Origin of the sequence: Saccharothrix espanaensis DSM 44229 (genome assembly GCF_000328705.1) — a bacterium.
Lineage (GTDB): Bacteria > Actinomycetota > Actinomycetes > Mycobacteriales > Pseudonocardiaceae > Actinosynnema > Actinosynnema espanaense.
Genome location: NC_019673.1, coordinates 7,045,291 through 7,070,626 on the forward strand (window position 1 = coordinate 7,045,291; position 25,336 = coordinate 7,070,626).

The window sequence follows — 25,336 nt, forward strand, 5'->3', positions numbered from 1 at the left end:
GCGGGCCGCACCGCACCTCACCGGAGCGGGCCGGAGCGGGCCGGGCCGACGGGGCGGGCCGAACGCGCCAGGCGGGCAGGGCAGCGGCGGGCGAGCAGGTGAAGGTCGGCAGGGCCGGCCGAGGTAGTGGCGGCTGATCAACATCACCCATAAGTGATCTTGCATACCTAGAACACCTGTTCGAAGATAGATCCATGACGCCACCTCCGCCAACACCCTCTCCACCACTCCCGCCGGCCCACCTCCAGCCCCGCGACTCACCCACTCGGCCCCACCACCCCGACACCCTCCGGGAGGCACTCTGGTAGACCTCAGCTCATGGCAGGCAAGGCGAGCACAAGGCGCGGGGAACGCGTACCCGCGGCCGTGCTGCCCGTCGCCCGGATCTGCGTCGACGTGCCGCTCCCCCACCTCGACCGGCTCTTCGACTACCAGGTCTCCACCGAGCAGGACGCGGACGCGGTGCCCGGCTGTCGGGTCCGGGTCCGGTTCGCGGGCCAACTGGTCGACGGCTACCTGATCGACCGCGCCGAGGAGTCCGGCTACGGCAGCAAGCTGAGCTTCCTCGACCGGGTGATCTCGCCGGAGCCGGTGCTGGCGCCGGAAGTCGCGGAGCTGGCGCGGGCGGTGGCCGACCGGTACGCGGGTTCGCTGATCGACGTCCTGCGGATGGCGATCCCGCCCCGGCACGCGCGGGTCGAGGCGAAGCCGTCGCCGGAACTCGCGCCGGTCCCGGAGGCACCCTCGTCCGAGGGGTGGGCGCGGTACCCGTTCGGGCCGAACCTGCTGGACGCGCTCCGGTCCGGGCGGGCGGCGCGAGCGGTGTGGCAGGCGTTGCCCGCCGAGGACTGGGCCGCGCGGCTGGCCGAGGTGGCGACGTCGGTGGTGAGCACCGGGCGGGGTGCGTTGGTGGTCGTGCCGGACCACCGCGACCTGGCGCGGCTGCACACGGCCTGTGCGGCGCTGGCGGGGCCGGACGCGGTGGTGACGTTGTCTTCCGACCTGGGGCCGTCGGAGCGGTACAAGCGGTGGTTGGCGGTGCGGCGGGGGGCCGTTCGGCTGGTCCTGGGTACGCGTGGGGCGGCGCTCGCGCCCGTGCACGACCTGGGGCTGGTGGTGGTGTGGGACGACGGCGACGACCTGCACACCGAGCCCCGGTCGCCGTACCCGAACGTGCGGGACGTCCTGGTGCAGCGTTCCCACCTGACCGGAGCGTCGCTGCTGGTCGGCGGCTTCGCCCGGACGGCGGAGGCGCAACTCCTCGTGGACAGCGGGTGGGCGCACGAGGTGGTGGCGAGCCGCGACACGTTGCGGGCCGTCGCGCCTCGGGTGGCGGCCGTGGGTGACAACGCGTGGCAGGACGTGAAAGACCCGGCGGCACGGTCGGCGCGGCTGCCGTCGATCGCGTTCGACGCGGCGCGGGCGGCGTTCGCCGAGGACGCCCCGGTGCTGATCCAGGTGCCCCGGCGGGGGTACGTGCCGTCGTTGGCGTGCGGCACGTGCCGTGTCCCGGCGCGGTGTCGGCGGTGCGCGGGGCCGCTGGCCCTGCCGGGTGGTGCGGACGACGGGGTGCCCAAGCCCGCCTTCTGCCGGTGGTGCGGGGCGACGGAGGCGGCGTTCCGGTGTCCGGCGTGCGGGTCGCGGAGGTTGCGCGGCCAGATCATCGGGGCCCGCCGGACCGCCGAGGAGTTGGGCCGGGCGTTCAGCAACATCCCGGTGCGCACGTCGGGGGCCGACGAGGTCCTGTCGACCGTGCCCGCCGGCCGTGCACTGGTGGTCGCGACCCCCGGTGCCGAACCGACCGCCGACGGCGGTTACGGCGCGGTCCTGCTGCTCGACGGCTGGGCCCTGCTGGGCCGCGCCGACCTGCGCGCGACGGAGGAAACCCTCCGCCGCTGGATGACCGCGGCCGCCCTGACCCGCCCGGCGGGCAAGGTGGTGGTGGTCGCCGACTCCAGCCTGCCGCCGGTCCAGGCGCTGGTGCGCTGGGACCCGGTGTGGCACGCACGGCAGGAACTGGCGGCCCGCACCGAACTCGGCTTCCCGCCGGCCGTCCGGATGGCGACCGTCGACGGCACCCCGGACGCCCTGGCCACCGCTCTGGAGGACCTGGTCCTCCCCCCGTCCGGCGAAGTCCTCGGTCCGGTCCCCCTCTCCGAGGACGGTCAACGGGAACGGGCACTCATCCGCGTCCCCCGAACCGACGGCAAACCCCTCGCCGAAGCCCTGGCCACCCTCCAAGCCACCCGCAGCGCCCGCAAAGACCCAGACCCAATCAGGGTCAAGCTCGACCCGCTCGAAGTCCTCTAGCCCTCTATCCAGACACGGGGTGACGGGGCGCGCGCCTGGGTTTCGCCACGGGGGTGGCGACGTTCAGGACGAGCCCGATCTGCTCCACCGTCGAGCGCGACCGCGCCAGCACCGGCCGGTAGCTGTAGCCCACGGTCGCGCGAATGACCCGGTGCCATGCCCGGCCCGACCTGGTCAGCCGGCCCTCGGCGGGCTAGGGCGCATTGCTCGGCGATCCGGATCCACCGACGCGTCGCGCGGCATCCCGAGTAGGTGAGCCCGTCCGACCCCAGTCCAGTCGTCGTCGGACGGGGCGCGCCGCTGATCCTCGGGCCCGTTGGTCGAGTTCATCGGTCGACTCGGTCACCAGGTCGTGGATCAGCGGCGCGGGTGGCTAGTCACCTGGCAGGTCTACGGCTTCGCCGCGGACCAGCCGCCTCGTTGGCCCGTCACGCACCAGCGGCCGCGCGCAGGGCGTCCGCTCGGTCGGTGTTCTCCCACGGCAGGTCGACGTCGGTGCGGCCGAAGTGGCCGTACGCGGCGGTCGGGGCGTAGATCGGGCGGAGCAGGTCGAGGTCGCGGATGATCGCGGCCGGGCGCAGGTCGAAGACCTCGCCGATGGCCTGCTGGATCTTGGTCGGGTCGACCGTCTCGGTGCCGAACGTCTCCACGAACAGGCCCACCGGGGCGGCCTTGCCGATCGCGTACGCGATCTGCACCTCGATGCGGGTGGCCAGGCCGGCCGCCACCGCGTTCTTCGCCACCCAGCGCATCGCGTAGGCGGCGGACCGGTCGACCTTCGACGGGTCCTTGCCGGAAAACGCGCCGCCGCCGTGCCGGGCCATGCCGCCGTAGGTGTCGACGATGATCTTGCGGCCGGTCAGGCCCGCGTCGCCCATGGGGCCGCCGATGACGAACCGGCCGGTCGGGTTGACCAGCAGGCGGACGTCGGTGGTGTCCAGGCCGAGGCCCTCGATCTCGGGCGCGACGACGTGCTGGCGGATGTCGACGCCGAGCAGCTTCTCCAGGTCGATGCCGTCCGCGTGCTGGGTGGACACCACGACGGTGTCCAGCCGGACCGGCTGGTCGCCCGCGTACTCGATGGTGACCTGGGTCTTGCCGTCCGGGCGCAGGTAGGGGACGGTGCCGTCCTTGCGCACGGCGGTCAGCCGCCGGGACAGCCGGTGGGCCAGCGCGATCGGCAGCGGCATGAGCTCCGGGGTGTCGGTGCACGCGTAGCCGAACATCAGGCCCTGGTCGCCCGCGCCCTGCTTGTCGATGTCGTCGTCCGCACCGTCGACGCGCTGCTCGTAGGCGGTGTCGACGCCCTGCGCGATGTCCGCGGACTGCGCGCCGATCGCCACGTTCACGCCGCACGAGCGGCCGTCGAAGCCCTTGGCCGACGAGTCGTAGCCGATTTCCAGGATCTTCTCCCGGACGATCGACGGGATGTCGGCGTAGGTCTCGGTGGTGACCTCGCCCGCCACGTGCACCTGGCCGGTGGTGATCAGGGTCTCCACCGCGACGCGCGAGCGCGGGTCCTTGGCCAGCAGCGCGTCCAGGATCGAGTCGCTGATGGCGTCGCAGATCTTGTCCGGGTGCCCCTCGGTCACCGACTCACTGGTGAACAGCCTGCTGCTGTGCTGGCTCACGGCACTCCTTCAATCCGACTCGATCCGAAATTCCACCTGCGATCCGGCTTTCCAGCTTACTGAGCGCTCCCGCCCGAGGGGTCATCCTCGGGAAGTGCGGATCACCGAATCCCACACTGCGGACGCCAGCCGGGCCTTCGAGCCGTGCGGCAGGGCGGTCTCCGCGCCGGTCGCGGACAGCAGCCAACCTGCGTTGTCCTCGACCTCGAACGCCTTGCCGTCGCCGACCGCGTTGACCACGAGCCAGTCGCAGCCCTTGCGACGCAACTTCGCCCGTCCGTAGTCCAGCACGTCGCCCTGACCGTCGCCGGTCTCCGCGGCGAAGCCGACGACGACCTGCCCGGCCCGCCGGGCGCCGACCAGTTCGACCAGGATGTCCGGGTTGCGGGTGAGCCGCACCGGGTCCGGGTCGCGGTCGCTCTTCTTGATCTTGTGCTCGGCCAGGTCGACCGGGCGGAAGTCGGCCACGGCGGCGGCCATCACCACGACGTCGGCGTCCTTGGCCACCCAGTGCATGGCGTCGCGCAGCTCGGCGGCGCTGCCCACCCGTTCGACCTCGACGCCCGCGGGCGGGGCGAGGTCGGCGGTGTGCGCGGCGACCAGGGTGACCCGCGCGCCGCGCTGGGCGGCGACCCGGGCCAGCGCGAAGCCCTGCCGGCCGGAGGAGCGGTTGCCCAGGAAGCGCACCGGGTCCAGCGGCTCGCGGGTGCCGCCGGCGGAGACGGCCACGTGCAGGCCCTCCATGTCGCGGGGCAGCGCGTCGGGGCGTTCGAGCAGCAGCCGGGCCAGGTCGACGATCTCGGCCGGGTCGGGCAGCCGGCCCTTGCCGGTGTCCTTGCCGGTCAGCCGGCCGCTGGCGGGCTCGGCCACGACCACGCCGCGCGCGCGCAGCAGCGCCACGTTGGCCTGGGTCGCGGGGTGCTCCCACATCTCGGTGTGCATCGCCGGGACCAGCAGGACCGGGCAGCGCGCGGTGAGCAGGGTGTTGGTGAGCAGGTCGTCGGCCAGCCCGTGGGCGGCCTTGGCCAGCAGGTTCGCCGTCGCGGGCGCGACGACGACCAGATCGGCCTCTTGCCCCAGCTTGACGTGCTGCACGGACGGGACGTCCGAGAACACGCCGGCGTGCACCGGCTGACCGGACAGGGCCTCGAAGGTGGCCGCGCCGACGAAGTTCAGCGCGCCCTCGGTGGGGACGACCCGCACCGCGTGACCGGACTCGGTGAGCCGGCGCAGCACCTCGCACGCCTTGTAGGCGGCGATCCCACCGCCCACCCCCAGCACCACGCGGGGGCGGGCGTCGACCGCCTCGGTCACTCGCCCTCGGTGTGCTCGAGGAGACCCGCGTGGATCTCCCGGAGCGCGATGGACAGCGGCTTCTCGCGCGGGCCCGGCTCGACCAGCGGGCCGACGTACTCCAGCAGGCCCTCGCCGAGCTGGGCGTAGTAGTCGTTGATCTGCCGCGCCCGCTTGGCCGCGTAGATCACCAGCGCGTACTTCGAGCTGACCTGCTCCAGCAGGTCGTCGATCGGCGGGTTGGTGATGCCCTCCGGAGAACCCGACAGGGGGCCCAGCTCGGTGTGCGTGGTCACTCGTCAACGCTCCTGCGGTTTGGTGTGTCCAGGGGTCGTCCCACGCCTGCGGAACGCGCTAGCGCGCGACGGGCGGCGGGCCGACCACCAAGTCTAGCAAGCGGGTGGCCGCCGACCGCACGTCGGCGTTCACCACGACCTCGTCGAACTCGGGTTCGGCCGCCAGCTCCTCGCGGGCGATCTCCAGCCGGCGGGCCACCACGGCGGGGTCCTCGGTGCCGCGGCCGGTCAGCCGCTCGACCAGGTCCTCCCACGACGGAGGGGCCAGCATGACCAGCCGGGCCTCGGGCATCGCGGCCCGGACCTGGCGGGCGCCTTGCAGCTCGATCTCCAGCAGGGACGGCCGGCCGGCGGCCAGCGCGGCCTCCACGGGCTCCCGGGGGGTGCCGTAGCGGTTGCCGGCGAACTCGGCGTGCTCCAGGAGCTTGCCGTTGTCGACCATCTTGCCGAACTCGGCGAGGTCCACGAAGTGGTAGTGCACCCCGTCGACCTCGCCCGGCCTCGGCTTCCTGGTGGTCACCGAGACGCTGAAGTGCAGGTCGGGATCCCTGCGGCGGAGCTCGGCCAGCACGCTGGACTTGCCCACGCCGGAGGGCCCGGAAAGTACGGTGAGGCGGGACCGGGCGCGTGCGCCCGGTCCCGCCCCGGTGCCATCACTCACTCGCCGCTGAACTCGGTGAGCAGCGCCTTGCGCTGCCGCTCACCCAGGCCGCGCAGCCGACGGCTCGGAGCGATCTCAAGCCGCTCCATGATCTGCTGCGCGCGAACCTTGCCGACGCCAGGAAGCGCCTCAAGCAGCGCGGACACCTTCATCTTGCCAAGGACCTCGTCGCTCTCAGCGTCCTTCAGCACGGTCGTCAGGTTCGTGCCGCCACGCTTGAGGCGCTCCTTGAGCTCAGCCCGAGCGCGACGAGCGGCAGCAGCCTTCTCCAGCGCTGCGGCCCGCTGCTCCTCGGTAAGCTGGGGAAGGGCCACGATTTCCTCCGTGGTGTGGGAATTTCAATTCTGGATCGGTGCCGCGACCGTACCGAGCGCAATTGCCTGGGTACAACGTGGGTCCCAGTCAGGTCAATCTTTCAGCGCCTGGATGTCGCGGCGGGTGGTAGTAGTACCAACACCCGCCGACAGGCCCATCACCGCCACCGGTAACGCCTTGCGCACGACCTGTGTGGTATGCGCTCGATGGGGCTTGGTCCCGCCGGTGGCAGGACCGTACCAGGCACCGTTTACGCAGGTGAGCGGACCACGCAAAGCGCGTCGCGATTTGATCGCGATCACAGCCCCAGCGAGTCGCCCACCGCCCTCGCCGCGGACCGCAAACTTGCGGAGTCCGGGCCGTGCCGGAGCACGTCCCGGGAGCTCGCCGGGAGCACCCCGCGCAGGTCTTCGCCGAACACCCGGCGCAGGTCCGCGACCGTCGCGCCCTGGGCCCCGAAACCTGGCGCCAGGACAGGTCCGTGCAGGTCAGACAGGTCGGCGTCGAGTTCGCCCACGGTCGCGCCGACGACCAGTCCGACGTCGCCCAGGGGGTCCGCGCCGGCGTTGCGCACGGCCGCCTGATCGACGATCGACTGGGCCACCGAACGCCCGTCCGGGCCGGTCGCGCGCTGCACCGGGGAGCCCTCGGGATTCGACGTCAAAGCCAGCACGAACACGCCACGCCCGCTCGCGCGCGCCGCGTCCAGCGCCGGGTCCAGCGACCCGAAACCGAGGTACGGCGACAGCGTGACGGCGTCACCGGCCAGCGGCGAGCCATCGGCGAGGTACGCCTGGGCGTAGGCGGCCATGGTGGAGCCGATGTCGCCGCGCTTGGCGTCCACCAGGACCAGCGTGCCGCTGCCCCGCAGGTCCGCCACGACCCGTTCCAGCACCGCCACGCCCCTCGAGCCGTACGCCTCGAAGAAGGCCGCCTGGGGCTTCACCACGGCCACGTGGCCACCGAACGCCTCCACGCAGGTCAGCGCGAACCGCTCCAGGCCCGACGCGTCGCGGGGCAGCCCCCAGGCGTCGAGCAGCCCCGGGTGGGGGTCGATGCCGACGCACAGGGGGCCGTGCGCAGCGGTGGCCTTGACCAGCCGTTCGCCGAACCTCACGACTCACCCCGCAGGGCCGCCTGGAGCGCCTGGAGGGGCCGTACGCCGATGTCACCGCGGATGGCGGCCTCGATGCCGTGCACGGCCGCGGCGGCGCCCTGGATGGTCGTGACGCACGGGATGTCCTTCGCCACAGCGGCGGTGCGGATCTCGTAGCCGTCCACCCTGGGGCCGTGGTTGCCGTAAGGGGTGTTGATGATCATGTCGACGGACCCGTCCAGGATGGCGTCGACGATGTTGTCCGCGCCTTCGAAGTGCTTGCGGACCACCGTGCACGGGATGCCGTTGCGGCGCAGCACCTCGGCGGTGCCGGCCGTGGCGAGCACCTCGAAGCCCAGGTCGGCGAGCCGCTTGACCGGGAAGATCATGGCCCGCTTGTCCCGGTTGGCGACCGACACGAAGACCCGGCCCGAGGTGGGCAGCGAGCCGTAGGAGGCGGTCTGGGACTTGGCGAAGGCCATGCCGAAGGACACGTCGATGCCCATCACCTCGCCGGTGGACTTCATCTCCGGCCCGAGCAGCGAGTCCACGCCCTTGCCCTCCGGCGTGCGGAACCGGTGGAAGGGCAGCACGGCCTCCTTGACCGCGACGGGGGCGTGCGGCGGCAGCTTCGCGCCGTCGCCCTCGGCCGGGAGGATGCCCTCCCCGCGCAGCTCGGCGATCGTCGTGCCGAGCATGATCCGCGCGGCGGCCTTGGCCAGCGGCACCGCGGTCGCCTTGGAGACGAACGGCACGGTCCGCGACGCCCGCGGGTTGGCCTCCAGCACGTACAGGACGTCGTCCTTGAGCGCGTACTGGACGTTGAGCAGGCCGCGCACGCCGATGCCCTCGGCGATGGCCCGGGTGGAGCGCCGCACGTTGTCCACGTCGGTCTCGCCCAGGGTGATCGGGGGCAGCGCGCACGCCGAGTCGCCGGAGTGCACGCCGGCCTCCTCGATGTGCTCCATCACGCCGCCGATGAAGATCTCCTCGCCGTCGAACAGGGCGTCGACGTCGATCTCGATGGCGTCGTCGAGGAACCGGTCGACCAGCACCGGGTGCTCCGGGCTGACCTCGGTGGCGCGGGCGATGTACCCGGCCAGCGTGCTCTCGTCGTACACGATCTCCATGCCGCGCCCGCCGAGCACGTAGGAGGGCCGCACCAGGACCGGGTAGCCGATCTCGTCGGCGATGGCCTTGGCCTGCGCGAAAGAGGTGGCGGTGCCGTACTTGGGCGCGGGCAGGCCCGCGTCGGTGAGCACCTGGCCGAACGCGCCGCGGTCCTCGGCGAGGTGGATGGCGTGCGGCGGGGTGCCCACGACCGGCACGCCCGCGTCGGCGAGCCGCTGCGCGAGGCCCAGCGGGGTCTGCCCGCCGAGCTGCACGATCACGCCCGCGACGGTCCCGGAGCGCTGCTCGGAGTGGAACACCTCCAGCACGTCCTCGAACGTCAGCGGCTCGAAGTACAGGCGGTCGGAGGTGTCGTAGTCGGTGGACACGGTCTCCGGGTTGCAGTTGACCATCACCGTCTCGTACCCGGCGGCGCGCAGCGCCATGGCCGCGTGCACGCAGGAGTAGTCGAACTCGATGCCCTGCCCGATCCGGTTCGGCCCGGAGCCCAGGATCAGCACCTTGGGCTTGTCGCGCTGCTCGGCGACCTCGGTCTCCGCCTCGGGGTCGAGCTCGTAGGCCGAGTAGTGGTACGGGGTCTTGGCGGCGAACTCGGCGGCGCAGGTGTCGACGGTCTTGTACACCGGCCGCACGCCCAGCCGGTGCCGCAGCCTCCGCACGCCGTCCTCGCCGGCGAGCTCGGAGCGCAGCGCGGCGATCTGCCGGTCGGACAGGCCCGCCCGCTTGGCCTTGCGCAGCAGGCGCTCGTCGAGCACCGGGGCGTCCTCGATCTCCCGGCCCAGGGCGACCAGCCAGGCGATCTGCTCGACGAACCACGGGTCGATGCCGGACGCCTCGTGCACCTGCTCGATCGTCGCACCCAGGCGCAACGCCCGGTCCACGGTGTACAGCCGGCCGTCGTGGCCCGCGCGCAGTTCGTCCAGAGTGGACTCCAGCGTGGTGTCCGGGTCCGGGGTGGTCCAGAAGCCGGCGGCCTTGGTCTCCATGGAGCGCAACGCCTTGCCCAGCGCCTCCGCGAAGCTGCGGCCGATGGACATCGCCTCGCCGACCGACTTCATGGTCGTGGTGAGCGTCCGGTCCGCGCCGGGGAACTTCTCGAAGGCGAACCTCGGCACCTTCACCACGACGTAGTCCAGCGTCGGCTCGAAACTGGCCGGCGTCTCGCCGGTGATGTCGTTGCGGATTTCGTCCAGGGCGTAGCCGATGGCGAGTTTCGCGGCGATCTTGGCGATCGGGAAGCCGGTCGCCTTCGACGCGAGCGCGGAGGACCGGGAAACGCGCGGGTTCATTTCGATCACGACCATCCGCCCGGTTTCCGGGTTGATGGCGAACTGGATGTTGCACCCGCCGGTGTCCACGCCGACCTCGCGGATGACCGCGATGCCGACGTCGCGCATGTGCTGGTACTCGCGGTCGGTCAGCGTCATCGCGGGCGCGACGGTCACCGAGTCGCCGGTGTGCACGCCCATCGGGTCGATGTTCTCGATCGAGCACACCACGACCACGTTGTCGTTGCGGTCGCGCATGAGCTCGAGCTCGTACTCCTTCCAGCCGAGCACGCTCTCCTCGATCAGCACCTCGGTGACCGGGGACTCGGCGAGCCCGGAGGCGGCCAGCCGCTCCAGCTGCTCGGGGGTGTGCGCCATGCCGGAGCCCAGGCCGCCCATGGTGAACGACGGCCGGATCACCACCGGCAGGCCCAGCTCGGCGACCGTGGCGCGGACCTCGTCCATGGTGCGGCACACCGCGCTGCGCGGGACCTCGGCGCCGATCTTGCGCACCAGGTCCTTGAAGATCTGCCGGTCCTCGCCGCGCTGGATGGCGTCGATGTCCGCGCCGATCAGCTCGACGTCGTACTTCTCCAGCACCCCGCGCTCGTGCAGCGCGATGGCGGTGTTCAGGGCGGTCTGCCCGCCCAGGGTGGCCAGGATCGCGTCCGGGCGCTCGGCGGCGATCACCTTCTCCACGAACTCCGGCGTGATCGGCTCGACGTAGGTGGCGTCGGCGAACTCCGGGTCGGTCATGATGGTGGCCGGGTTGGAGTTGACCAGGCTGACCCGCAGGCCCTCGTCGCGCAGCACGCGGCACGCCTGGGTGCCCGAGTAGTCGAACTCGCAGGCCTGGCCGATCACGATCGGCCCCGAGCCGATCACCAGCACGTGCTTGAGATCAGTCCTCTTCGGCATCAGAGGCACCCGCCCATCATCATCACGAACTCGTCGAACAGCGGGGCCGCGTCGTGCGGTCCGGCCGCCGCTTCCGGGTGGTACTGCACGCTGAACGCCGGCACCTCCAGGGCGCGCACGCCCTCCACGGTGCCGTCGTTCGGGCAGTAGTGGCTCAGCTGCACGCGGCCGAAGTCGGAGCCGAACTCCTCGCCCGGCTCGCCCTCCAGCGCGAACCCGTGGTTCTGCGAGGTGATGGCCACCTTGCCGGTCGCGACGTCGATCACCGGGATGTTGATGCCGCGGTGGCCGTAGCGCATCTTGTAGGTCTCGCGGCCCAGCGCGCGGCCCAGGATCTGGTTGCCGAAGCAGATGCCGAACAGCGGGATCTGCTTCTCCAGCACCTCGCGGGTCAGCCCGACGGCGTGCGCCTGGGTGGCCGGGTCGCCGGGGCCGTTGGACAGGAACACCCCGTCCGGCGCGAGCGCCTCGATGTCGGCGAACGTCGAGTGCAGTGGCAGCACGTGCACCTCGATGCCGCGCGCGGCCAGCATCCGCGGCGTGTTGGACTTGATGCCCAGGTCCAGCGCGGCGACCCGGAACTGGCGCTCGCCGATCGCCTCGACCACGTAGGGCCGCGGCGTGGTCACGTCGCCGGCCAGGTCCGCGCCGGTCATGCCGGGCGCGGTGCGCACCCGCTCCAGCATCTCGCCGTCGCTGCCCAGGTCGGCACCGGAGAACACGCCGGCGCGCATCGCGCCCCGCTCGCGCAGGTGGCGGGTGAGCATCCGGGTGTCGATGCCGGCGATGCCGACCACGCCCTGCCGGGTCAGCTCCTCGTCCAGGCCGCGGGTGGAGCGCCAGTTGGACGGCACACGCGCCGGGTCGCGCACGACGTAGCCCGCGACCCAGATCCGGGACGACTCGTCGTCCTCGTCGTTCCAGCCGGTGTTGCCGATCTGCGGCGCGGTCTGCACCACGATCTGGCGGTGGTAGGACGGGTCGGTGAGGGTCTCCTGGTAGCCGGTCATGCCGGTGGAGAACACCGCCTCGCCCAGGCTCGCCCCGAGCGCGCCGTAGGACTCGCCGCGGAAGACCCGGCCGTCCTCCAGCACCAGGGCGGCGCCGGTCGTCGCGGAGTTGTTGTTGGCGGAGTTGTTCACGCACGGCCTCCCAGCGCCTGCACCCACTGCTCGTACACGTCCTTGTCGTCGCCCCGGAAACCGGTGTCGAACGTCTGGCCCTCGCGCTGCCAGCGCACCACCAGCAGACCGTCGGCGGTCATCACCTTGCCCGCCAGACCGCGCGCGGTGCGGGCGTCGAGCACGTCGGCCAGCGGGATCCACATGGCGCTCGCGCCGGTCCGCTCCACCAGCACGCCGGTGTCGGTCAGCTTGAGCACGGCCTCGGCGCGGTGGCCGACGTCGCCGACCGCGACCCGGTCCTGCCAGTCGTCGCCGATCGTGGTGCCGACGTAGACGCCGGTGGTCTCCAGCCTGGCCGCGCCGGGCTCGGCGGGCGGCTGGGGGAACTCCGGCAGCGCCTCGGCCTGCCGCTTGGCGCGGGCCCGCCAGCCGTGCCACATGCCGTAGACGGCCAGGGCGAAGACGGCGAACACCGCGAGGGACAGCAGCACGCGGGTCATGCGGGGATCCTTCCGCTGGTGGCGGTGGTCACGCGCCCGCGCAGCAGCGTGGCGACGACCCGGCCGGGCAGCTCCATGCCCTCGAACGGGGTGTTGGCCGCGATGCTGGCGAAGTCCGCGCCGCGCACGGTCCAGGTGGTGTCCGGGTCGACCAGCACCAGGTTGGCGGGCTCGCCCACCTCGACCGGGCGGCCGTGGTCGGGCAGGCCGGCGATCTCGGCCGGCCGCTCGCTCATCACCCGGGCGACGCCGCGCCAGTCGAGCAGGCCGGTCTCCACCATGGTCGAGACGACGATCGACAGCGCGGTCTGCAGGCCCAGCATGCCGGGCCGGGCCGCGGCCCACTCGCAGTCCTTGTCCTGCACGGCGTGCGGGGCGTGGTCGGTCGCGACGCAGTCGATCACGCCGTCGGCCAGCGCCTGGCGCAGCTTCGCCACGTCGGCGGAGGTGCGCAGCGGCGGGTTGACCTTGTTGACCGGGTCGTAGGTCGCCAGCCGGTCGTCGGTCAGCAGCAGGTGGTGCGGGGTGACCTCGGCGGAGACGTCGGTGCCCCGGGCCTTGGCCCAGGCCAGCACGTCGGCGGTGCCGGCGGTGGAGACGTGGCAGACGTGCAGCCGGGCGCCGACCTGCTTGGCCAGCAGGCAGTCGCGGGCCACGATGGCCTCCTCGGCGGCGGCCGGCCAGCCCTGCAGGCCCAGCCGCGCGGCGTGCTCGCCCTCGTGGGCCTGCGCGCCGGCGGTCAGCCGGGGCTCCTCGGCGTGCTGCGCGACGACCACGTCCAGCGCCTTGGAGTACTCCAGCGCCCGGCGCATGATCAGCGGGTCGTGCACGCAGTGGCCGTCGTCGGAGAACACCCGGACGCCGGCCTTGGCCATGGTGCCCAGCTCGGCGAGCTTCTCGCCCCTGAGGCCGACGGTGACCGCGCCCACCGGGTGCACGTCGACCAGGCCGACCTCGCGACCGCGCCGGGCCACGTGCTCGACCACCACGGCGTTGTCCGCGACCGGGTCGGTGTTGGCCATGGCGAAGACCGCGGTGTAGCCGCCGAGCGCCGCGGCGGCGGAGCCGGTCTCGATGGTCTCGGTGTCCTCGCGGCCGGGCTCGCGCAGGTGGGTGTGCAGGTCGACGAAGCCGGGCAGCAGCACGGCGCCACCGCCCTGCACGACCTCGGCGTCACCGTCGTCGGCGACCGCGCCGACGGCGGCGATCACGCCGTCGCGGATCAGCACGTCGACCGGGTCGCCTTCGCCGTAGGGCCGCACTCCCCTGAGGATCAAGGGGTTCACGCGTTCTCCTCCTCGTGGGCAAGCAGGTGGTAGAGGACGGCCATGCGCACGTGCACGCCGTTGCGCACCTGGTCGGTGATGGCGGCGCGGGGCGAGTCGGCGACCGCGCTCGCGATCTCCATGCCGCGCAGCATCGGACCGGGGTGCAGCACCACGGCGTGCTCGGGGAGCAGGGCCAGTCGTCGTTCGTTGAGCCCGTAGGCGATCGAGTACTCGCGCGCCGACGGGAAGAAGTGCCCGTTGCCGGCAGCGCCGGCGGGCCCCCCGTACATCCGTTCCGCCTGGACGCGGAGCAGCATGACCGCGTCCTGGCCGGGCAGCTCCGCGTCGAGTTCGTGCGAGACGGTGACCGGCCAGTTCGCCACGCCCGCGGGCAGCAGCGTCGGCGGGGCCACCAGGGTGACCTCCGCGCCGAGTGCGGTCAGCAGGTGCACGTTCGACCGGGCGACCCGGCTGTGCAGCACGTCGCCGACGATCGCGATCCGGCGGTCCCGCAGGTCGCCGAGCCGCTCCCGCAGGGTGGCCGCGTCCAGCAGCGCCTGGGTGGGGTGCTCGTGCATCCCGTCGCCGGCGTTCACCACCGACGTGCCGGTGTGCTTGAGCCAGCCGGCCAGCCGGTGCGCCGCGCCGGAGGCCGGGTGCCGGACGATCACGCAGTCCGCGCCGGCCGCGGCCAGGGTGAGCGCGGTGTCCCGGAGCGACTCGCCCTTGCTCACGCTGGAGCCCGACGACGAGACGTTCACCACGTCCGCGCTCATCCACTTGCCCGCGATCTCGAAGCTGACCCGGGTCCGGGTGGAGTTCTCGTAGAACATCGTGATCACCGTGCGGCCGCGCAGCGTGGGCAGCTTGCGCACCTCGCGGCCCTCCAGCGACTGCTTGAGGCCCGCGGCGGTGTCCAGGATCGCGGTGGCGTCCGCCGGGTCGATGCCCTCGGTGGACAGCAGGTGCTTCACCGCAGCACCACCCCGTCCCGCTGGTCGAACTCCTCCAGCAGCACGTGGACCTCCTCGGACCGGGCGGTGGGGACGTTCTTGCCGACGTAGTCCGCGCGGATCGGCAGTTCGCGGTGGCCCCGGTCGACCAGCACCGCGAGCTGCACGGCGCGCGGGCGGCCGTGGTCGCGCAGCGCGTCCAAGGCGGCCCGGATCGTGCGGCCGGAGAACAGGACGTCGTCGACCAGGACGACCAGGCGGTCGTCGATACCGCCATCCGGGAGCTTGGTCGTCTCAAGTGGCCGGGTCGGGCCGCGCCGCAGGTCGTCCCGATGCAGAGTCACGTCCAGGGTGCCGGTGGGTACCGCCACACCGCTGAATTCCCGGATCTTGACCGCGAGCCTGCGGGCGAGGGGCGCACCCCGGCTTGGAATCCCCATCAGGACTACCGCGGGTGCGCTGGGTGCATCGAGAGCCGTCTTCTCGATGATCTGATGGGCCATTCGGGCGACGGTACGCGCGACGTCACCGGCCGACAGGAGCTCTCGCTCCCCGGCCGGGTCCGTCGCGCCACGTTGACGTGGCGCCACGGTTGGACCTCCTTCCCCGCCTCGCTGGACGGGTCCTTAAAGGACGTCGGACACCCGGCTCAGACCGGGCTGACCAGCACCGTATCAGGCTTTCCCGGTCAATCTTCCGGGTGGTCCGGGTGGTTTGCCCCACCTGCGTCGGCGAGATCGGCTTGACCTGGCGACCACGGAGAGCAATGATTACTCTGCGTATTGATCTAAGCCTCCCCGCGGCAGTCCCCTACCGGCTGACGGGGCGAATGAACGGAGAACCGCCACATGGGCGACTACGCCAAGGCGCTGGGGGCAAAGCTCCGCGCGATCCGCCAGCAGCAGGGCTTGTCTTTGCACGGCGTCGAGCAGAAGTCCGGCGGTCGCTGGAAGGCCGTGGTCGTCGGCTCGTACGAGCGCGGCGACCGAGCCGTGACCGTGCAGAAGCTCGCCGAGCTGGCCGACTTCTACGGGGTGCCGGTCGCGGAACTGCTGCCGGAGGGCCGCGTGCCCTCCGGTGCCGAGCCCGCGACGAAGATCGTCATCAACCTGGAACGGCTGCAACAGCTGCCGGCGGAGAAGGTCGGGCCGCTCGCGCGGTACGCGGCCACCATCCAGAGCCAGCGCGGTGACTACAACGGCAAGGTGCTGTCCATCCGGACCGAGGACCTGCGCTCCCTGGCGATCATCTACGACATGACGCCGGGCGAGCTCACCGAACAGCTCATCGACTGGGGTGTGCTGCCTCCCGAGGCCCGACCGGCCAAGGAGGACTGAGCGCGACGCGAGAGAGGGCCGGCACGGCACGCCGCGGCGGCCCCTCTTCCGCACGTCCCGGTCGGGTCGGGACGTGCGGAACGGCCCCCGCGTCGAGCACGCGAGGGCCGTTCCGGGCAGAAGTGTCCTAGAGCACCGCGCGCAGCTGGTCCGCGATGACCGCGATCCGGCCCAGCACGCCGTTGACGAAGCGCGGCGAGTCGTCCGTGGAGAGCTGCTTGGCCAGCTCCACGGCCTCGTCGATGGCGACCGCGTCCGGCACGTCGGCCGCCCACAGCAGCTCGTAGAGGCCCAGCCGCAGCACGGCGCGGTCCACGCCCGGCATGCGCTGGAGCGTCCAGCCCTCGGCGTGCTCCGAGATCAGGTCGTCGATCCGGGAGCGGTGCCCGGTGACACCCTCCACCAGGCTGATCGTGTAGTCGTTGATCGGCGGCACGTCCGGCGAGCCCACCCGCTCCGCGAGCAGGGTGACCGCGTCCACACCGCGCAGATCGGCCTCGTAGAGGACGTCCACGGCCCGTTTCCGGGCCTTGCTGCGCGCTCCCACGTCAGCCGTTGACCCGGCCGAGGTACCGGCCGTCGCGGGTGTCGACCTTGATCTTCTCGCCGGTCGTGACGAACAGCGGGACCTGGATCTCGGCGTCGGTCTCCAGCGTGGCGGGCTTGGTGCCGCCGGTGCTGCGGTCGCCCTGCAGGCCCGGGTCGGTGTGCTTGATGACCAGCTCGACGCTCGTCGGCAGCTCCACGTAGAGCGCGACGCCCTCGTGGACGGCGACGATCGCCTCCTGGTTCTCCAGCATGTAGTTCGCCGCGTCGGACACCGTCTCGGCGGGGACGCTGAGCTGCTCGAACGTGTCACCGTCCATGAAGACGAAGTCGGTGCCGTCCTTGTACAGGTAGGTCATGCCCCGCTTGTCCACGGTGGCCGTCTCGACCTTGGTGCCCGCGTTGAAGGTCCGGTCCACGACCTTGCCGGACAGCACGTGCTTCAACGTGGTGCGCACGAAGGCGCCACCTTTGCCCGGCTTGACGTGCTGGAACGCGGTGACGGTCCACAGCTGGCCGTCGAGGTTCAGCACCAGGCCGTTCTTCAGGTCGTTGGTGGTGGCCACGGGGTGGGCTCTCCTGTTGTCCGGGGTGCGGGCGTCAGACGACCACTAGCTCTTTCGTGGTCAGGGTGAGGAGCTCGGGCGCGCCTTGGCGCACCACCAGCGTGTCCTCGATGCGGACCCCGCCCCGCCCGGCCAGGTACACGCCGGGTTCGACGGTGACCGCCATTCCGGGCAGAAGTGTACCGGCCCCCGCCTTGGACAGCGCCGGAGCCTCGTGGATCTGGAGGCCGACGCCGTGGCCGAGGCCGTGCAGGAACTGCTCGCCGTAGCCCGCCTCCTCGATCACGCCGCGCGCCGCCGCGTCCACCGCGTCCAGGGCGGTGCCCGGAGCGAGCGCCTGCCGACCGGCCGCCTGCGAGGCCGCGACCAGCTCGTACAGGTCCCGCTGCCAGTCCGCGGCCTGACCCACCACCAGGGTGCGGGTCATGTCGGAGTGGTAGCCGTCGACCAGGGCGCCGAAGTCCAGCTTCACGAAGTCGCCCGCGTGCACGACGGCGTCGGTCGGGCGGTGGTGCGGCACGGCGGAGTTCGCGCCGGCCGCGACGATGCTCTCGAAGCTCGGGCCGGACGCGCCGTGGTCGAGCATCCGGCTCTCCAGCTCGCGGGCGATCTCCCGCTCGGTGCGCCCGGCGCGCAGGCCGCCGTGCTCGATCAGGCCGGCCAGCGCCCGGTCGGCCGCCGCGCACGCCATCCGCAGCGCCTCGATCTCCGCGTCGTCCTTGACCAGCCGCAGCTCCTCGACCAGCCCCGGCGCGCGGACCAGCGCGGCCGGCCCGGCGGCGTCGGTCAGCGCGTCGAGCGCCTCCACCGTCACGTGCCGGCTCTCGTAGCCCGCGCGCCGCAACCCCGCCTCGCCCGCCCGCGTGGCCAGCGCCACGTCGCAGGGCCGGTCGATCACCCGCTCCAGGTCCGGCACCTGCCGCTCGGCCTGGGTCAGGTACCGGCCGTCGGTGCAGAAGACCGAGGTCTCGTCGGACTCGGCGGACACCAGCAGCGCGGCGTTCGACCCGGTGAACCCGGTCAGGTAGCGGATGTTGAGCAGGTTGGTCACCAGCAGCGCGTCCAGCTCCCGGTCCCGGAGCGAGGCGCGCAGCGTGGCGCGGCGAGTCGAGGGGGACATACCCGCAGCCTAGAGGCTTACCGGCGGTGGCACAGCGGCCTAGGGTGGGGCCCATGCGCAGGTGGCTGCCCCGGGGGCTGTGGATGGGACTGCTGCACGGCGGGGTGCAGGTCGGCACCGACGCGGTGGCGGTGCACAGCCCGGGAGCGGGCTCGCCGATCCGGTACATCGCGCTGGGTCTGGTCGTCGTCGCCGGCCTGCTGTGGGGTGCGCTGGACGCGTGGCGTGGGCTCGACGGGCGCGGGATGGTGTGGTTCTTCGCCGCCCTGGTCGCCGGCCCGGTGGCCGGGCTGGTCGGCGTGCTGGGCAAGTCCGCGCTGGTCGACCAGACCGGGGTGGAGGCGCTCGGCGCGGCGCTGACCGGCGGCGCGGCGTTCACCGCCCTGCTCGTGCTGGCCACCGCCGCGATCGGGCTGGGCCTGGGCAACGCGCTGCCCCAGCCCGGCGGCAGCGCCCGCTGACGCCCGCGCGGGGTCAGCGGCGCAGGTCGCCGGCCTGCTCGTAGCCGTCCCAGGTCTGCTGCGTGACGGCGGTGACGGTGGACGAGTTCAGCGCCAGCACCTCCTCCGCCGCGACCAGCCAGAGCTTGTCCTCCAGCAGCAGCGCCAGCCGGCCGTCCGGGGCGCGCACCGCCTTCGCGCCGGCCGGGACCCGGGCGACCAGCGGCAGGGCGTCCACCACCGGCGGGCGGCGGTCCAGCACGCGGGTGGCCAGCCGGTCGGTGACCGAGCGGCGCTCGACCCGGACCACCTTGCCGCCGACGACCAGGTCGACGGTGTTCTCCGGCGACGGCACGGCGAAGCCGTTGAGCACCCGGGCCGTCCCGGCGGTCGCGCAGCCGGGGGCGTTGGCCAGGTCCAGGCCGAAGTGGCCCAGGTCGGTGGGCGCGGCGGCGGCCCCGTCGACGGTCGCGCGCACCACGTCCAGCGGGATCCGGCCGCACGGGTCCTCGGCCGCGACCGGGGCGTGCCCGTCCGGGGTGCGGACCAGGCCAGGGCCCTCGCGCCAGCGGCCCGGGATGGTGACCGGCGGGACCGGGTTGCCGGTGAAGTCGCGGTTCCAGAACGTGATCGTGGTGCCGTGCTCGGTCTCGTGGGCGATGGCGAACGCATCGAGCGCGTCCACGAACATCCAGTCCGCGCTGAACGCGTCGACCACCGAGCGGGTGCGCGGCTTGCGGGTGTCGGCGACCGGTTCGAACCCGCGCTCGCCCAGCGCCTCGACGTGGTTGAGGAAGGCCGGGTCGCGGGCGCGCAGCACGAACTGGCCCGCGCCGTTCCAGCCCGCCGCGCGGCCGGTGGTGTCGGTGAACATCAGGTAGAACCAGCCGTCGACGAACAACACGGACGGCTGGCCCGCGCCGTAGGTGTTGTCGCGGGTGGTGTCGTAGGCCGGGCTCACGATCGGCTGGCCGCCCGCGTCCCGGGTCCAGCGCACGCCGTCCGGGCTGGTGGCGACGCCGATCGCGTTGCCGTTGGCGTGCTCGCCGGCCGCGCCGGTGTAGTAGAGGTAGTAGGTGCCGCCGACCTTGAGCACCGACGGGTCGCACACGTGCTTGCCGTCGAACCCGGTCACGCTGCCGCTGAGCACCGCCTGGCCGGGCCCGCCGTCGGGCGCGGTGAACGGGCCCGACGGGCTCGCGGCCTCGGCGTGGAGCAGGTCGTCACCGGGCGGGTCGGCGAACCGGAGCTGGCTGCACCACCACATCCGGATCCGGCCGCCCTCGGCCAGCACGGCCGGGCCGTAGTTGTACGGGGCCTCCGCGCCGGCCGCGACGACGCCCGCGCTCTGCCGCCCCCGGTCGGCGACCGGCGCCGGCGCGGGCGGGGCCGGTCTGCTCGGCCGGGTCGTGGTCGTCGGCGCGGGTGGTGCGGCGGGCTGGGGCGCCGGTTGGGCGATGCCCGGCGCGCAGGCCGCGACGGTGGCGAGGACGAGGAGGGCTCCGAGGAACCTCTTCGGGCCGGCCATGGTCTCCACTTCCGCCGAGTCGGGTGCGCCACCGGGGGAACGCGGCACACCCGGTTCCGGTTCAGTGTAGAGATCAACTCACCCGGCCGGGTGAGATCCGATCGAGGCCACGAGTTCGACTTCGAAGCCGTCGGTGTTCTCCAGGTACCCGGCATAGTGAGCAGGCCCACCCGCGTGGGGGTACTTGTCGGCGAACAGCGGCGACCACCCGTGGTCGGTCGCGCGAACCACCAGGTCGTCCACCAGCTCACGGGTCCCGACGTGGAACGCCAAGTGGTTGAGGCCGGTGCCGAGCCGGTGGTGGGCCCGCAGCGCGGGCGAGTGCTCGACCACCAGGTAGGTCGGGCCGAGCCGCCAACTGACCCCGGCGCTCCACCGCTGGTACTCGGTCCAGCCCAGCTCGCGCAGCAGCCAGCCGATGCTGTGCTCCGCGCGCGCCAGGTCCGGCACCCACAGCTCGACGTGGTGCAACGCCCCGTGCGCCATCGCTCCCCCGGGTCCGGTGCGATCCCGCCGCACGCCCCCGCCCGGGGAGGTGCGGCGGTCGGGCTTCGTGCGGGTCAGGCCCGGTCGGCGAGCCAGCGGATCGCGAGCTGGTAGCCCTGCACGCCCAAGCCGACGATCACGCCCTCGGCGATCGCGGACAGGACGCTGTGGCCGCGGAAGTCCTCGCGCTTGTGCACGTTGGAGATGTGCACCTCGATCAGCGGCGCGGTCAGCTGCGAGCACGCGTCGCGGACCGCGATCGAGTAGTGCGTCCACGCGGCCGCGTTGAGCACGACCGGGGTGCCCGCGTCGGCGGCCTCGTGCAGCCAGCCGAGCAGCTCGCCCTCGGAGTCGGTCTGCCGGACCTCGACCTCGACGCCCAGCTCGCGCCCGGTCGCCTCGCACAGGCCGACCAGGTCGGCGTACGTGGTGGCGCCGTAGATGTCGGGTTCGCGGGTGCCCAGACGGCCCAGGTTGGGCCCGTTGAGGACGAGCACCTTCACAGCAGCACGCTCCCGCCGGAGGTCGGCTCGGCGGCCACCGCGGAGTACGCGGCGACGATCAGCGACGGGTCCGGGCCCTCCAGCCGGCCGGGCTTGGCCAGGCCGTCGAGCACCACGAACCGCAGCACGCCGGAGCGGTTCTTCTTGTCCACCCGCATGCCGTCGAGCAGCTGGGGCAGCGCGTCCGGGTCGTACCGGGTGGGCAGGCCCAGCGCGTCGAGCACCCGGCGGTGCCGGTCGGCGGTGGCGTCGTCGAGCCGGCCCGCCAGCCGGGCCAGCTCCGCGGCGAACACCAGGCCGACGCTGACCGCCGCGCCGTGCCGCCAGCGGTAGCGCTCGCGGCGCTCGATGGCGTGGCCCAGGGTGTGGCCGTAGTTGAGGATCTCCCGCAGGTCGGACTCGCGCAGGTCGGTCGACACCACGTCCGCCTTGACCTGGATCTTGCGCCGCACCAGCTCTTCGAGCACGTCGCCGGTCGGGTCGAGCGCGCGCTCCGGGTCGGCCTCGATCAGGTCGAGGATCACCGGGTCGGCGATGAAACCGCCCTTCACCACCTCCGCCATGCCCGCGACGAGCTCGTTGCGCGGCAGGGTCTCCAGCGTGGACAGGTCGACCAGCACGGCGTGCGGCTCGTAGAACGTGCCCACCAGGTTCTTGCCCGCGTCGGTGTTGATGCCGGTCTTGCCGCCGACCGCGGCGTCCACCATGCCCAGCAGCGTGGTCGGCACGTGCACCAGCTTCACGCCGCGCATCCAGGTGGACGCGACGAATCCGGCCAGGTCGGTCACCGCGCCGCCGCCCAGGCCGATCACGGCGTCCTGCCGGCCCAGCCCGATCTGGCCGAACACGCCCCAGCAGTACCCGGCGACCCGGAGGTCCTTGCCGTCCTCGGCGTCGGGCACCTCAACCCGGTGCGCGTCGATCCCGGCCGCCGCCAGCTCCGCCCGGACCGCCTCGGCGGTCTCGGCGAGCGTGGGCGTGTGGACGATCGCCGCCTTGGCCGTGCCGCGCAGGGTCTCGACCAGGTCGCCGAGCAGCCCGCGCCCCACCACCACGTCGTACGGTCGTTCCGCGGCCACGCGGATCCGCACCGGCTCGCCCATCACCACTCCCTCTCGTCGCTCACCATTCGACCACGTGCGCTTCCAGCGCGGTCGAGCCCCACACCCCGGCCAGCACGTCGGCCTGGTCCCGGACCGCGCGCCGCGCGGAGCCCTTGACCGCCGACCAGCGCTCGACGTGGAAGGTCATCGTCCGGCCGCTGACGTCGTACCGCCACGCGCCGGCCACCCGGCCGTGCACGACGAGCGCACCCGGACTGCCGACCGGCCGCCACACCCGCTTGGCCACCTCGGGCTCGGCGACCAGCCACCGCGGCCCGAGCAGGTAGGGGTCGCGGGGGAACAGCAGCAGCCCGGCGGGCACCTCCGGCGCGTCGGCCGGGTCGGGTCCGTCCGGATCTGGTTCGTCCGGATCTGATTCGTCAGCGAGCAGCAGCAGCCGCCGCCCGTCGACCCGGACGGGGCGGGTCGCCGGCCACTGGTCCGGCTTCGCGCCCAGCCACCGCTCGGCGTCGGCCTTGGCGAACGGCCCGACGAACCGCGCGTACTCCCGCACCAGCGCCACCGCACCATCCACCTCGGCCCCGCCGGCAGCGCCCGACGAGGTCGGCACTGCGGGCACGACCGCGGGCACAACAGGGCCTGGACCGGACGCGCCGTCCGGGGCGGGTGCGGTCCGCGCGGCGGGGTCTGGACAGGCAGAACCGGCAGAACCCGGGATCGGCCGGCCGAAGACGAGTTTCGGGCCCGTCGGCTCCAGTTCGAGGCCGGCCAGGAGGGTGCACAGGCGGAACAGGCCCTCGATGACGTGCTCGGTGCCGCACGGCGGGCAGAGTGGTCGGACGTCTGCCGGCAACCCCGGCGTGATCGCGGCCGACAGCTCGGCCTTGGTCGCCCGTTCGCCGGGGAACTCGCGCAGCATCGCCGCCACGACGAGGTCCACGTGCTCCAGCGCCGGCACCGGGAACGCGCCGCACCACGACGCGAGCCGCGCGGACGTGCGCGGGCGCAGTCGGCGGCGCAGCGCCGGCAGGTCGTCGGGGCGGTGCAGGTGGGGCGCGCCGCGCAGGCCGAGCACCCGGACCAGCGGGCCGGTGAAGCGCAGGTCGCGCACGGCCACGGCGGCCGCACCGGTCTTCGGCGGGCTGTCCACCACGCCGAGCGCGAGCACGCCCAGGTCACCGCCGCCCAGATCACCGCCGCCCAGTCCCTGCACCGCGGCGCGGTGCGCGAGCACGTGGTCGGCGGTCAGGTCCACCTGGTCACCCGGAGGCCGCGCCGTGCGCGAGCACCGCGGCGACCACCTGCTCCGGCTCCAGCGCGTCGGTGGACACCTCGATCGCCGCGACCTCGCGGTAGAGCGGCAGCCGGGCGTCGAGCAGGGCCTTGAACGTCGAGCGCGGGTTCACCCCGGCCAGCAGGGGCCGCGCGGTCGACAGGCCGGTCCGCCGCACGCCCTCGGCCGTGCCGACGTTGAGGAACACCACCGGGTGGCCCGCGAGCCGCCGCCGGGTGGTCGCGGAGAGCACCGCGCCGCCGCCCAGCGCCAGCACGCCGTGGTGCTCGGCCAGGCCGGTCTCGACCGCGGCCTCCTCCAGCGCCCGGAACGCCGGCTCGCCGTCGTCGAGGAAGATGTCCGAAATGGACTTCCCGGCACTCGCCACGACGTCCTCGTCAGTGTCCCGGAAGGACACCCCGAGCCGCTCGGCGAGCAGCTGCCCGACCGTCGTCTTGCCCGCGCCGGGCGGGCCCAGCACGACGTAGCGCGGGCTCACCGGCCCTCCCAGCGGGCTTCCAGCGCCTCCAGGTAGGACGCGACGTTGCGCCGGGTCTCGGTGATCGAGTCGCCGCCGAACTTCTCCAGCGCCGCCTCGGCGAGCACCAGCGCCACCACGGACTCCAGCACGACACCGGCCCTGGGCACCGCGCACACGTCCGAGCGCTGGTGAATCGCCACGGCCGGCTCGCCGGTGCGCACGTCCACAGTGGACAGCGCGCGCGGCACGGTCGAGATGGGCTTCATGGCCACCCGCACGCGCAGCGGCTCGCCGTTGGTGATGCCGCCCTCCAACCCACCGGCCCGGTTGGAGCGGCGCGTCACGCCCTTCGGCCCGGTGCCCCGGTCGATCTCGTCGTGCGCCTCGCTGCCCCACCGCTCGGCGGTGGTGAAGCCGTCGCCGACCTCCACGCCCTTCATCGCCTGCACGCCCATCAGCGCGCCCGCGAGCCGCGAGTCCAGGCGCCGGTCCCAGTGCACGTGGGAACCGAGGCCGGGCGGCAGGCCGTAGGCGATGACCTCGATCACGCCGCCGACCGTGTCGCCGGCCTCCTTCACCGCCTCCACCTCGGCCACCATCGCCTCGGTGCCGCGCGGGTCGAAGGCGCGCACCGGGCTGGCGTCCACCGCGGCCAGGTCGCCCGGACCGGGGACGGCCGCGTCGGCGGGCGTCTTCGCCTTGCCGATCGACACCACGTGGCTGACCACGTCGACGTCGAAGACCTGCTTGAGGAACTGCCGCGCGACGGTGCCCAGCGCGGTGCGCGCGGCGGTCTCCCGCGCGCTGGCCCGCTCCAGCACCGGACGTGCCTCGTCGAAGCCGAACTTCTGCATCCCGGGCAGGTCGGCGTGGCCGGGCCGGGGCCGGGTCAGCGCCTCGTTGCGGCCGGTCGGCTTGAGCTCGGCCGGGTCGACGGGGTCGGCGGACATCACCTTCTGCCACTTGGGCCACTCGGAGTTGCCGATCCGCACGGCGACCGGGCCGCCCTGGGTCAGCCCGTGGCGCACCCCGCCGAGGATCTCGACCTCGTCGGCCTCGAACCCCATCCGGGGACTGCGGCCGAAACCGAGCCGTCGCCGTTCCAATTGGACGGTCAGGTCGGCAGTGGTGACCTCCACCCCGGCGACCATGCCTTCCAGCACGGCAACCAGGGCCGGTCCGTGGGACTCCCCAGCGGTGATCCAGCGCAGCACGCGCCGAATCCTTC

Annotated in this window: 25 protein-coding genes; 3 read left to right on the forward strand and 22 right to left on the reverse strand. The window is 73.1% G+C overall.

Going from position 1 to position 25,336, the window contains the following annotated elements:
* Positions 1-318 precede the first annotated feature (318 nt).
* Positions 319-2,310 (forward strand): primosomal protein N', encoded by a 1,992-nt coding sequence (locus BN6_RS30370; protein WP_015103663.1) that lies wholly within the window; start codon positions 319-321, stop codon positions 2,308-2,310.
* Between the two features lie 428 nt (positions 2,311-2,738).
* Here BN6_RS30370 and metK read toward each other — a convergent pair whose 3' ends face one another.
* The 12 genes from metK to pyrR all read right to left on the reverse strand — a co-directional run bounded on the left by metK (position 2,739) and on the right by pyrR (position 15,354).
* The gene (gene metK, locus BN6_RS30375; protein WP_015103664.1) at positions 2,739-3,941 is read right to left on the reverse strand and encodes a methionine adenosyltransferase; all 1,203 of its coding nucleotides are present in this window, start codon (positions 3,939-3,941) and stop codon (positions 2,739-2,741) included.
* An 81-nt stretch (positions 3,942-4,022) separates the two neighbouring features.
* Positions 4,023-5,255, reverse strand: a complete 1,233-nt coding sequence (coaBC, locus tag BN6_RS30380) for a bifunctional phosphopantothenoylcysteine decarboxylase/phosphopantothenate--cysteine ligase CoaBC (RefSeq protein WP_015103665.1) — start codon at positions 5,253-5,255, stop codon at positions 4,023-4,025.
* On the reverse strand, positions 5,252-5,530 hold the full coding sequence (gene rpoZ, locus BN6_RS30385) for a DNA-directed RNA polymerase subunit omega (RefSeq protein WP_015103666.1): 279 nt from the start codon (positions 5,528-5,530) through the stop codon (positions 5,252-5,254). Before rpoZ ends, coaBC begins: the two co-directional genes overlap by 4 nt.
* Before the next feature lie 58 nt (positions 5,531-5,588).
* Positions 5,589-6,191 (reverse strand): guanylate kinase, encoded by a 603-nt coding sequence (gene gmk, locus BN6_RS30390; protein WP_015103667.1) that lies wholly within the window; start codon positions 6,189-6,191, stop codon positions 5,589-5,591.
* The gene (mihF, locus tag BN6_RS30395) at positions 6,188-6,505 is read right to left on the reverse strand and encodes an integration host factor, actinobacterial type (protein ID WP_015103668.1); all 318 of its coding nucleotides are present in this window, start codon (positions 6,503-6,505) and stop codon (positions 6,188-6,190) included. The genes gmk and mihF overlap by 4 nt, the downstream gene beginning before the upstream one ends.
* A gap of 299 nt (positions 6,506-6,804) precedes the next feature.
* Entirely contained in the window at positions 6,805-7,623 is an 819-nt protein-coding gene (pyrF, locus tag BN6_RS30400; protein ID WP_015103669.1) for an orotidine-5'-phosphate decarboxylase, read from the reverse strand.
* On the reverse strand, positions 7,620-10,919 hold the full coding sequence (carB, locus tag BN6_RS30405) for a carbamoyl-phosphate synthase large subunit (protein WP_015103670.1): 3,300 nt from the start codon (positions 10,917-10,919) through the stop codon (positions 7,620-7,622). The genes pyrF and carB overlap by 4 nt, the downstream gene beginning before the upstream one ends.
* Entirely contained in the window at positions 10,919-12,061 is a 1,143-nt protein-coding gene (gene carA, locus BN6_RS30410; RefSeq protein WP_041314595.1) for a glutamine-hydrolyzing carbamoyl-phosphate synthase small subunit, read from the reverse strand. Before carA ends, carB begins: the two co-directional genes overlap by 1 nt.
* Positions 12,058-12,543, reverse strand: coding sequence for a PH-like domain-containing protein (locus BN6_RS30415; protein WP_015103672.1), 486 nt, complete (start codon positions 12,541-12,543; stop codon positions 12,058-12,060). The genes carA and BN6_RS30415 overlap by 4 nt, the downstream gene beginning before the upstream one ends.
* Entirely contained in the window at positions 12,540-13,829 is a 1,290-nt protein-coding gene (locus BN6_RS30420) for a dihydroorotase (protein WP_015103673.1), read from the reverse strand. Before BN6_RS30420 ends, BN6_RS30415 begins: the two co-directional genes overlap by 4 nt.
* Positions 13,826-14,785, reverse strand: coding sequence for an aspartate carbamoyltransferase catalytic subunit (locus tag BN6_RS30425; RefSeq protein ID WP_015103674.1), 960 nt, complete (start codon positions 14,783-14,785; stop codon positions 13,826-13,828). Before BN6_RS30425 ends, BN6_RS30420 begins: the two co-directional genes overlap by 4 nt.
* Positions 14,782-15,354 (reverse strand): bifunctional pyr operon transcriptional regulator/uracil phosphoribosyltransferase PyrR, encoded by a 573-nt coding sequence (pyrR, locus tag BN6_RS30430; protein WP_015103675.1) that lies wholly within the window; start codon positions 15,352-15,354, stop codon positions 14,782-14,784. Before pyrR ends, BN6_RS30425 begins: the two co-directional genes overlap by 4 nt.
* A gap of 258 nt (positions 15,355-15,612) precedes the next feature.
* On the opposite strand from pyrR, the gene bldD reads away from it, so the two are divergent.
* A complete protein-coding gene (gene bldD, locus BN6_RS30435; protein WP_015103676.1) occupies positions 15,613-16,101 on the forward strand; it encodes a transcriptional regulator BldD in 489 nt (162 codons plus the stop codon).
* Positions 16,102-16,228: 127 nt separating this feature from the next.
* On the opposite strand, the gene nusB is transcribed toward bldD, so the two are convergent.
* The 3 genes from nusB to BN6_RS30450 are packed head-to-tail and all read right to left on the reverse strand — an operon-like array spanning position 16,229 to position 18,333.
* The gene (nusB, locus tag BN6_RS30440) at positions 16,229-16,648 is read right to left on the reverse strand and encodes a transcription antitermination factor NusB (protein ID WP_015103677.1); all 420 of its coding nucleotides are present in this window, start codon (positions 16,646-16,648) and stop codon (positions 16,229-16,231) included.
* A 1-nt stretch (position 16,649) separates the two neighbouring features.
* Positions 16,650-17,213, reverse strand: coding sequence for an elongation factor P (gene efp, locus BN6_RS30445; protein ID WP_015103678.1), 564 nt, complete (start codon positions 17,211-17,213; stop codon positions 16,650-16,652).
* Positions 17,214-17,247: 34 nt separating this feature from the next.
* Positions 17,248-18,333 carry a M24 family metallopeptidase gene (locus tag BN6_RS30450; protein ID WP_015103679.1) on the reverse strand — a complete coding sequence of 362 codons (1,086 nt, stop codon included), beginning with the start codon at positions 18,331-18,333 and terminating at the stop codon, positions 17,248-17,250.
* 53 nt (positions 18,334-18,386) lie between these two features.
* Between BN6_RS30450 and BN6_RS30455 the strand changes: the two genes are divergently transcribed.
* Positions 18,387-18,794, forward strand: coding sequence for a B-4DMT family transporter (locus tag BN6_RS30455; protein ID WP_015103680.1), 408 nt, complete (start codon positions 18,387-18,389; stop codon positions 18,792-18,794).
* A gap of 13 nt (positions 18,795-18,807) precedes the next feature.
* Here the strand turns inward: BN6_RS30455 and BN6_RS30460 are convergent, their stop codons facing one another.
* The 7 genes from BN6_RS30460 to aroC all read right to left on the reverse strand — a co-directional run bounded on the left by BN6_RS30460 (position 18,808) and on the right by aroC (position 25,322).
* Positions 18,808-20,301: a glycoside hydrolase family protein gene (locus tag BN6_RS30460; protein ID WP_015103681.1), complete on the reverse strand. Its 1,494-nt coding sequence runs from the start codon at positions 20,299-20,301 to the stop codon at positions 18,808-18,810.
* 78 nt (positions 20,302-20,379) lie between these two features.
* On the reverse strand, positions 20,380-20,787 hold the full coding sequence (locus BN6_RS30465; protein ID WP_015103682.1) for a VOC family protein: 408 nt from the start codon (positions 20,785-20,787) through the stop codon (positions 20,380-20,382).
* A gap of 74 nt (positions 20,788-20,861) precedes the next feature.
* Positions 20,862-21,290 (reverse strand): type II 3-dehydroquinate dehydratase, encoded by a 429-nt coding sequence (gene aroQ, locus BN6_RS30470; protein WP_015103683.1) that lies wholly within the window; start codon positions 21,288-21,290, stop codon positions 20,862-20,864.
* A complete protein-coding gene (gene aroB / locus BN6_RS30475) occupies positions 21,287-22,393 on the reverse strand; it encodes a 3-dehydroquinate synthase (RefSeq protein WP_015103684.1) in 1,107 nt (368 codons plus the stop codon). Before aroB ends, aroQ begins: the two co-directional genes overlap by 4 nt.
* A gap of 19 nt (positions 22,394-22,412) precedes the next feature.
* Entirely contained in the window at positions 22,413-23,609 is a 1,197-nt protein-coding gene (locus tag BN6_RS30480; RefSeq protein ID WP_015103685.1) for a DNA glycosylase AlkZ-like family protein, read from the reverse strand.
* A 4-nt stretch (positions 23,610-23,613) separates the two neighbouring features.
* Positions 23,614-24,126: a shikimate kinase gene (locus BN6_RS30485; RefSeq protein ID WP_015103686.1), complete on the reverse strand. Its 513-nt coding sequence runs from the start codon at positions 24,124-24,126 to the stop codon at positions 23,614-23,616.
* Complete coding sequence (aroC, locus tag BN6_RS30490) at positions 24,123-25,322, reverse strand: chorismate synthase (RefSeq protein ID WP_015103687.1); 1,200 nt, start codon at positions 25,320-25,322, stop codon at positions 24,123-24,125. Before aroC ends, BN6_RS30485 begins: the two co-directional genes overlap by 4 nt.
* Positions 25,323-25,336: the final 14 nt, after the last annotated feature.

Coding starts and splice junctions, on each gene's coding strand:
- BN6_RS30370 (WP_015103663.1), top strand. CDS start 319: ATGGCAGGCAAGGCGAGCACAAGGCGCGGGGAACGCGTACCCGCGGCC.
- carB (WP_015103670.1), bottom strand. CDS start 10,919: ATGCCGAAGAGGACTGATCTCAAGCACGTGCTGGTGATCGGCTCGGGG.
- BN6_RS30415 (WP_015103672.1), bottom strand. CDS start 12,543: ATGACCCGCGTGCTGCTGTCCCTCGCGGTGTTCGCCGTCTTCGCCCTG.
- bldD (WP_015103676.1), top strand. CDS start 15,613: ATGGGCGACTACGCCAAGGCGCTGGGGGCAAAGCTCCGCGCGATCCGC.
- BN6_RS30450 (WP_015103679.1), bottom strand. CDS start 18,333: ATGTCCCCCTCGACTCGCCGCGCCACGCTGCGCGCCTCGCTCCGGGAC.
- BN6_RS30455 (WP_015103680.1), top strand. CDS start 18,387: ATGCGCAGGTGGCTGCCCCGGGGGCTGTGGATGGGACTGCTGCACGGC.
- BN6_RS30460 (WP_015103681.1), bottom strand. CDS start 20,301: ATGGCCGGCCCGAAGAGGTTCCTCGGAGCCCTCCTCGTCCTCGCCACC.
- BN6_RS30465 (WP_015103682.1), bottom strand. CDS start 20,787: ATGGCGCACGGGGCGTTGCACCACGTCGAGCTGTGGGTGCCGGACCTG.
- aroB (WP_015103684.1), bottom strand. CDS start 22,393: ATGGGCGAGCCGGTGCGGATCCGCGTGGCCGCGGAACGACCGTACGAC.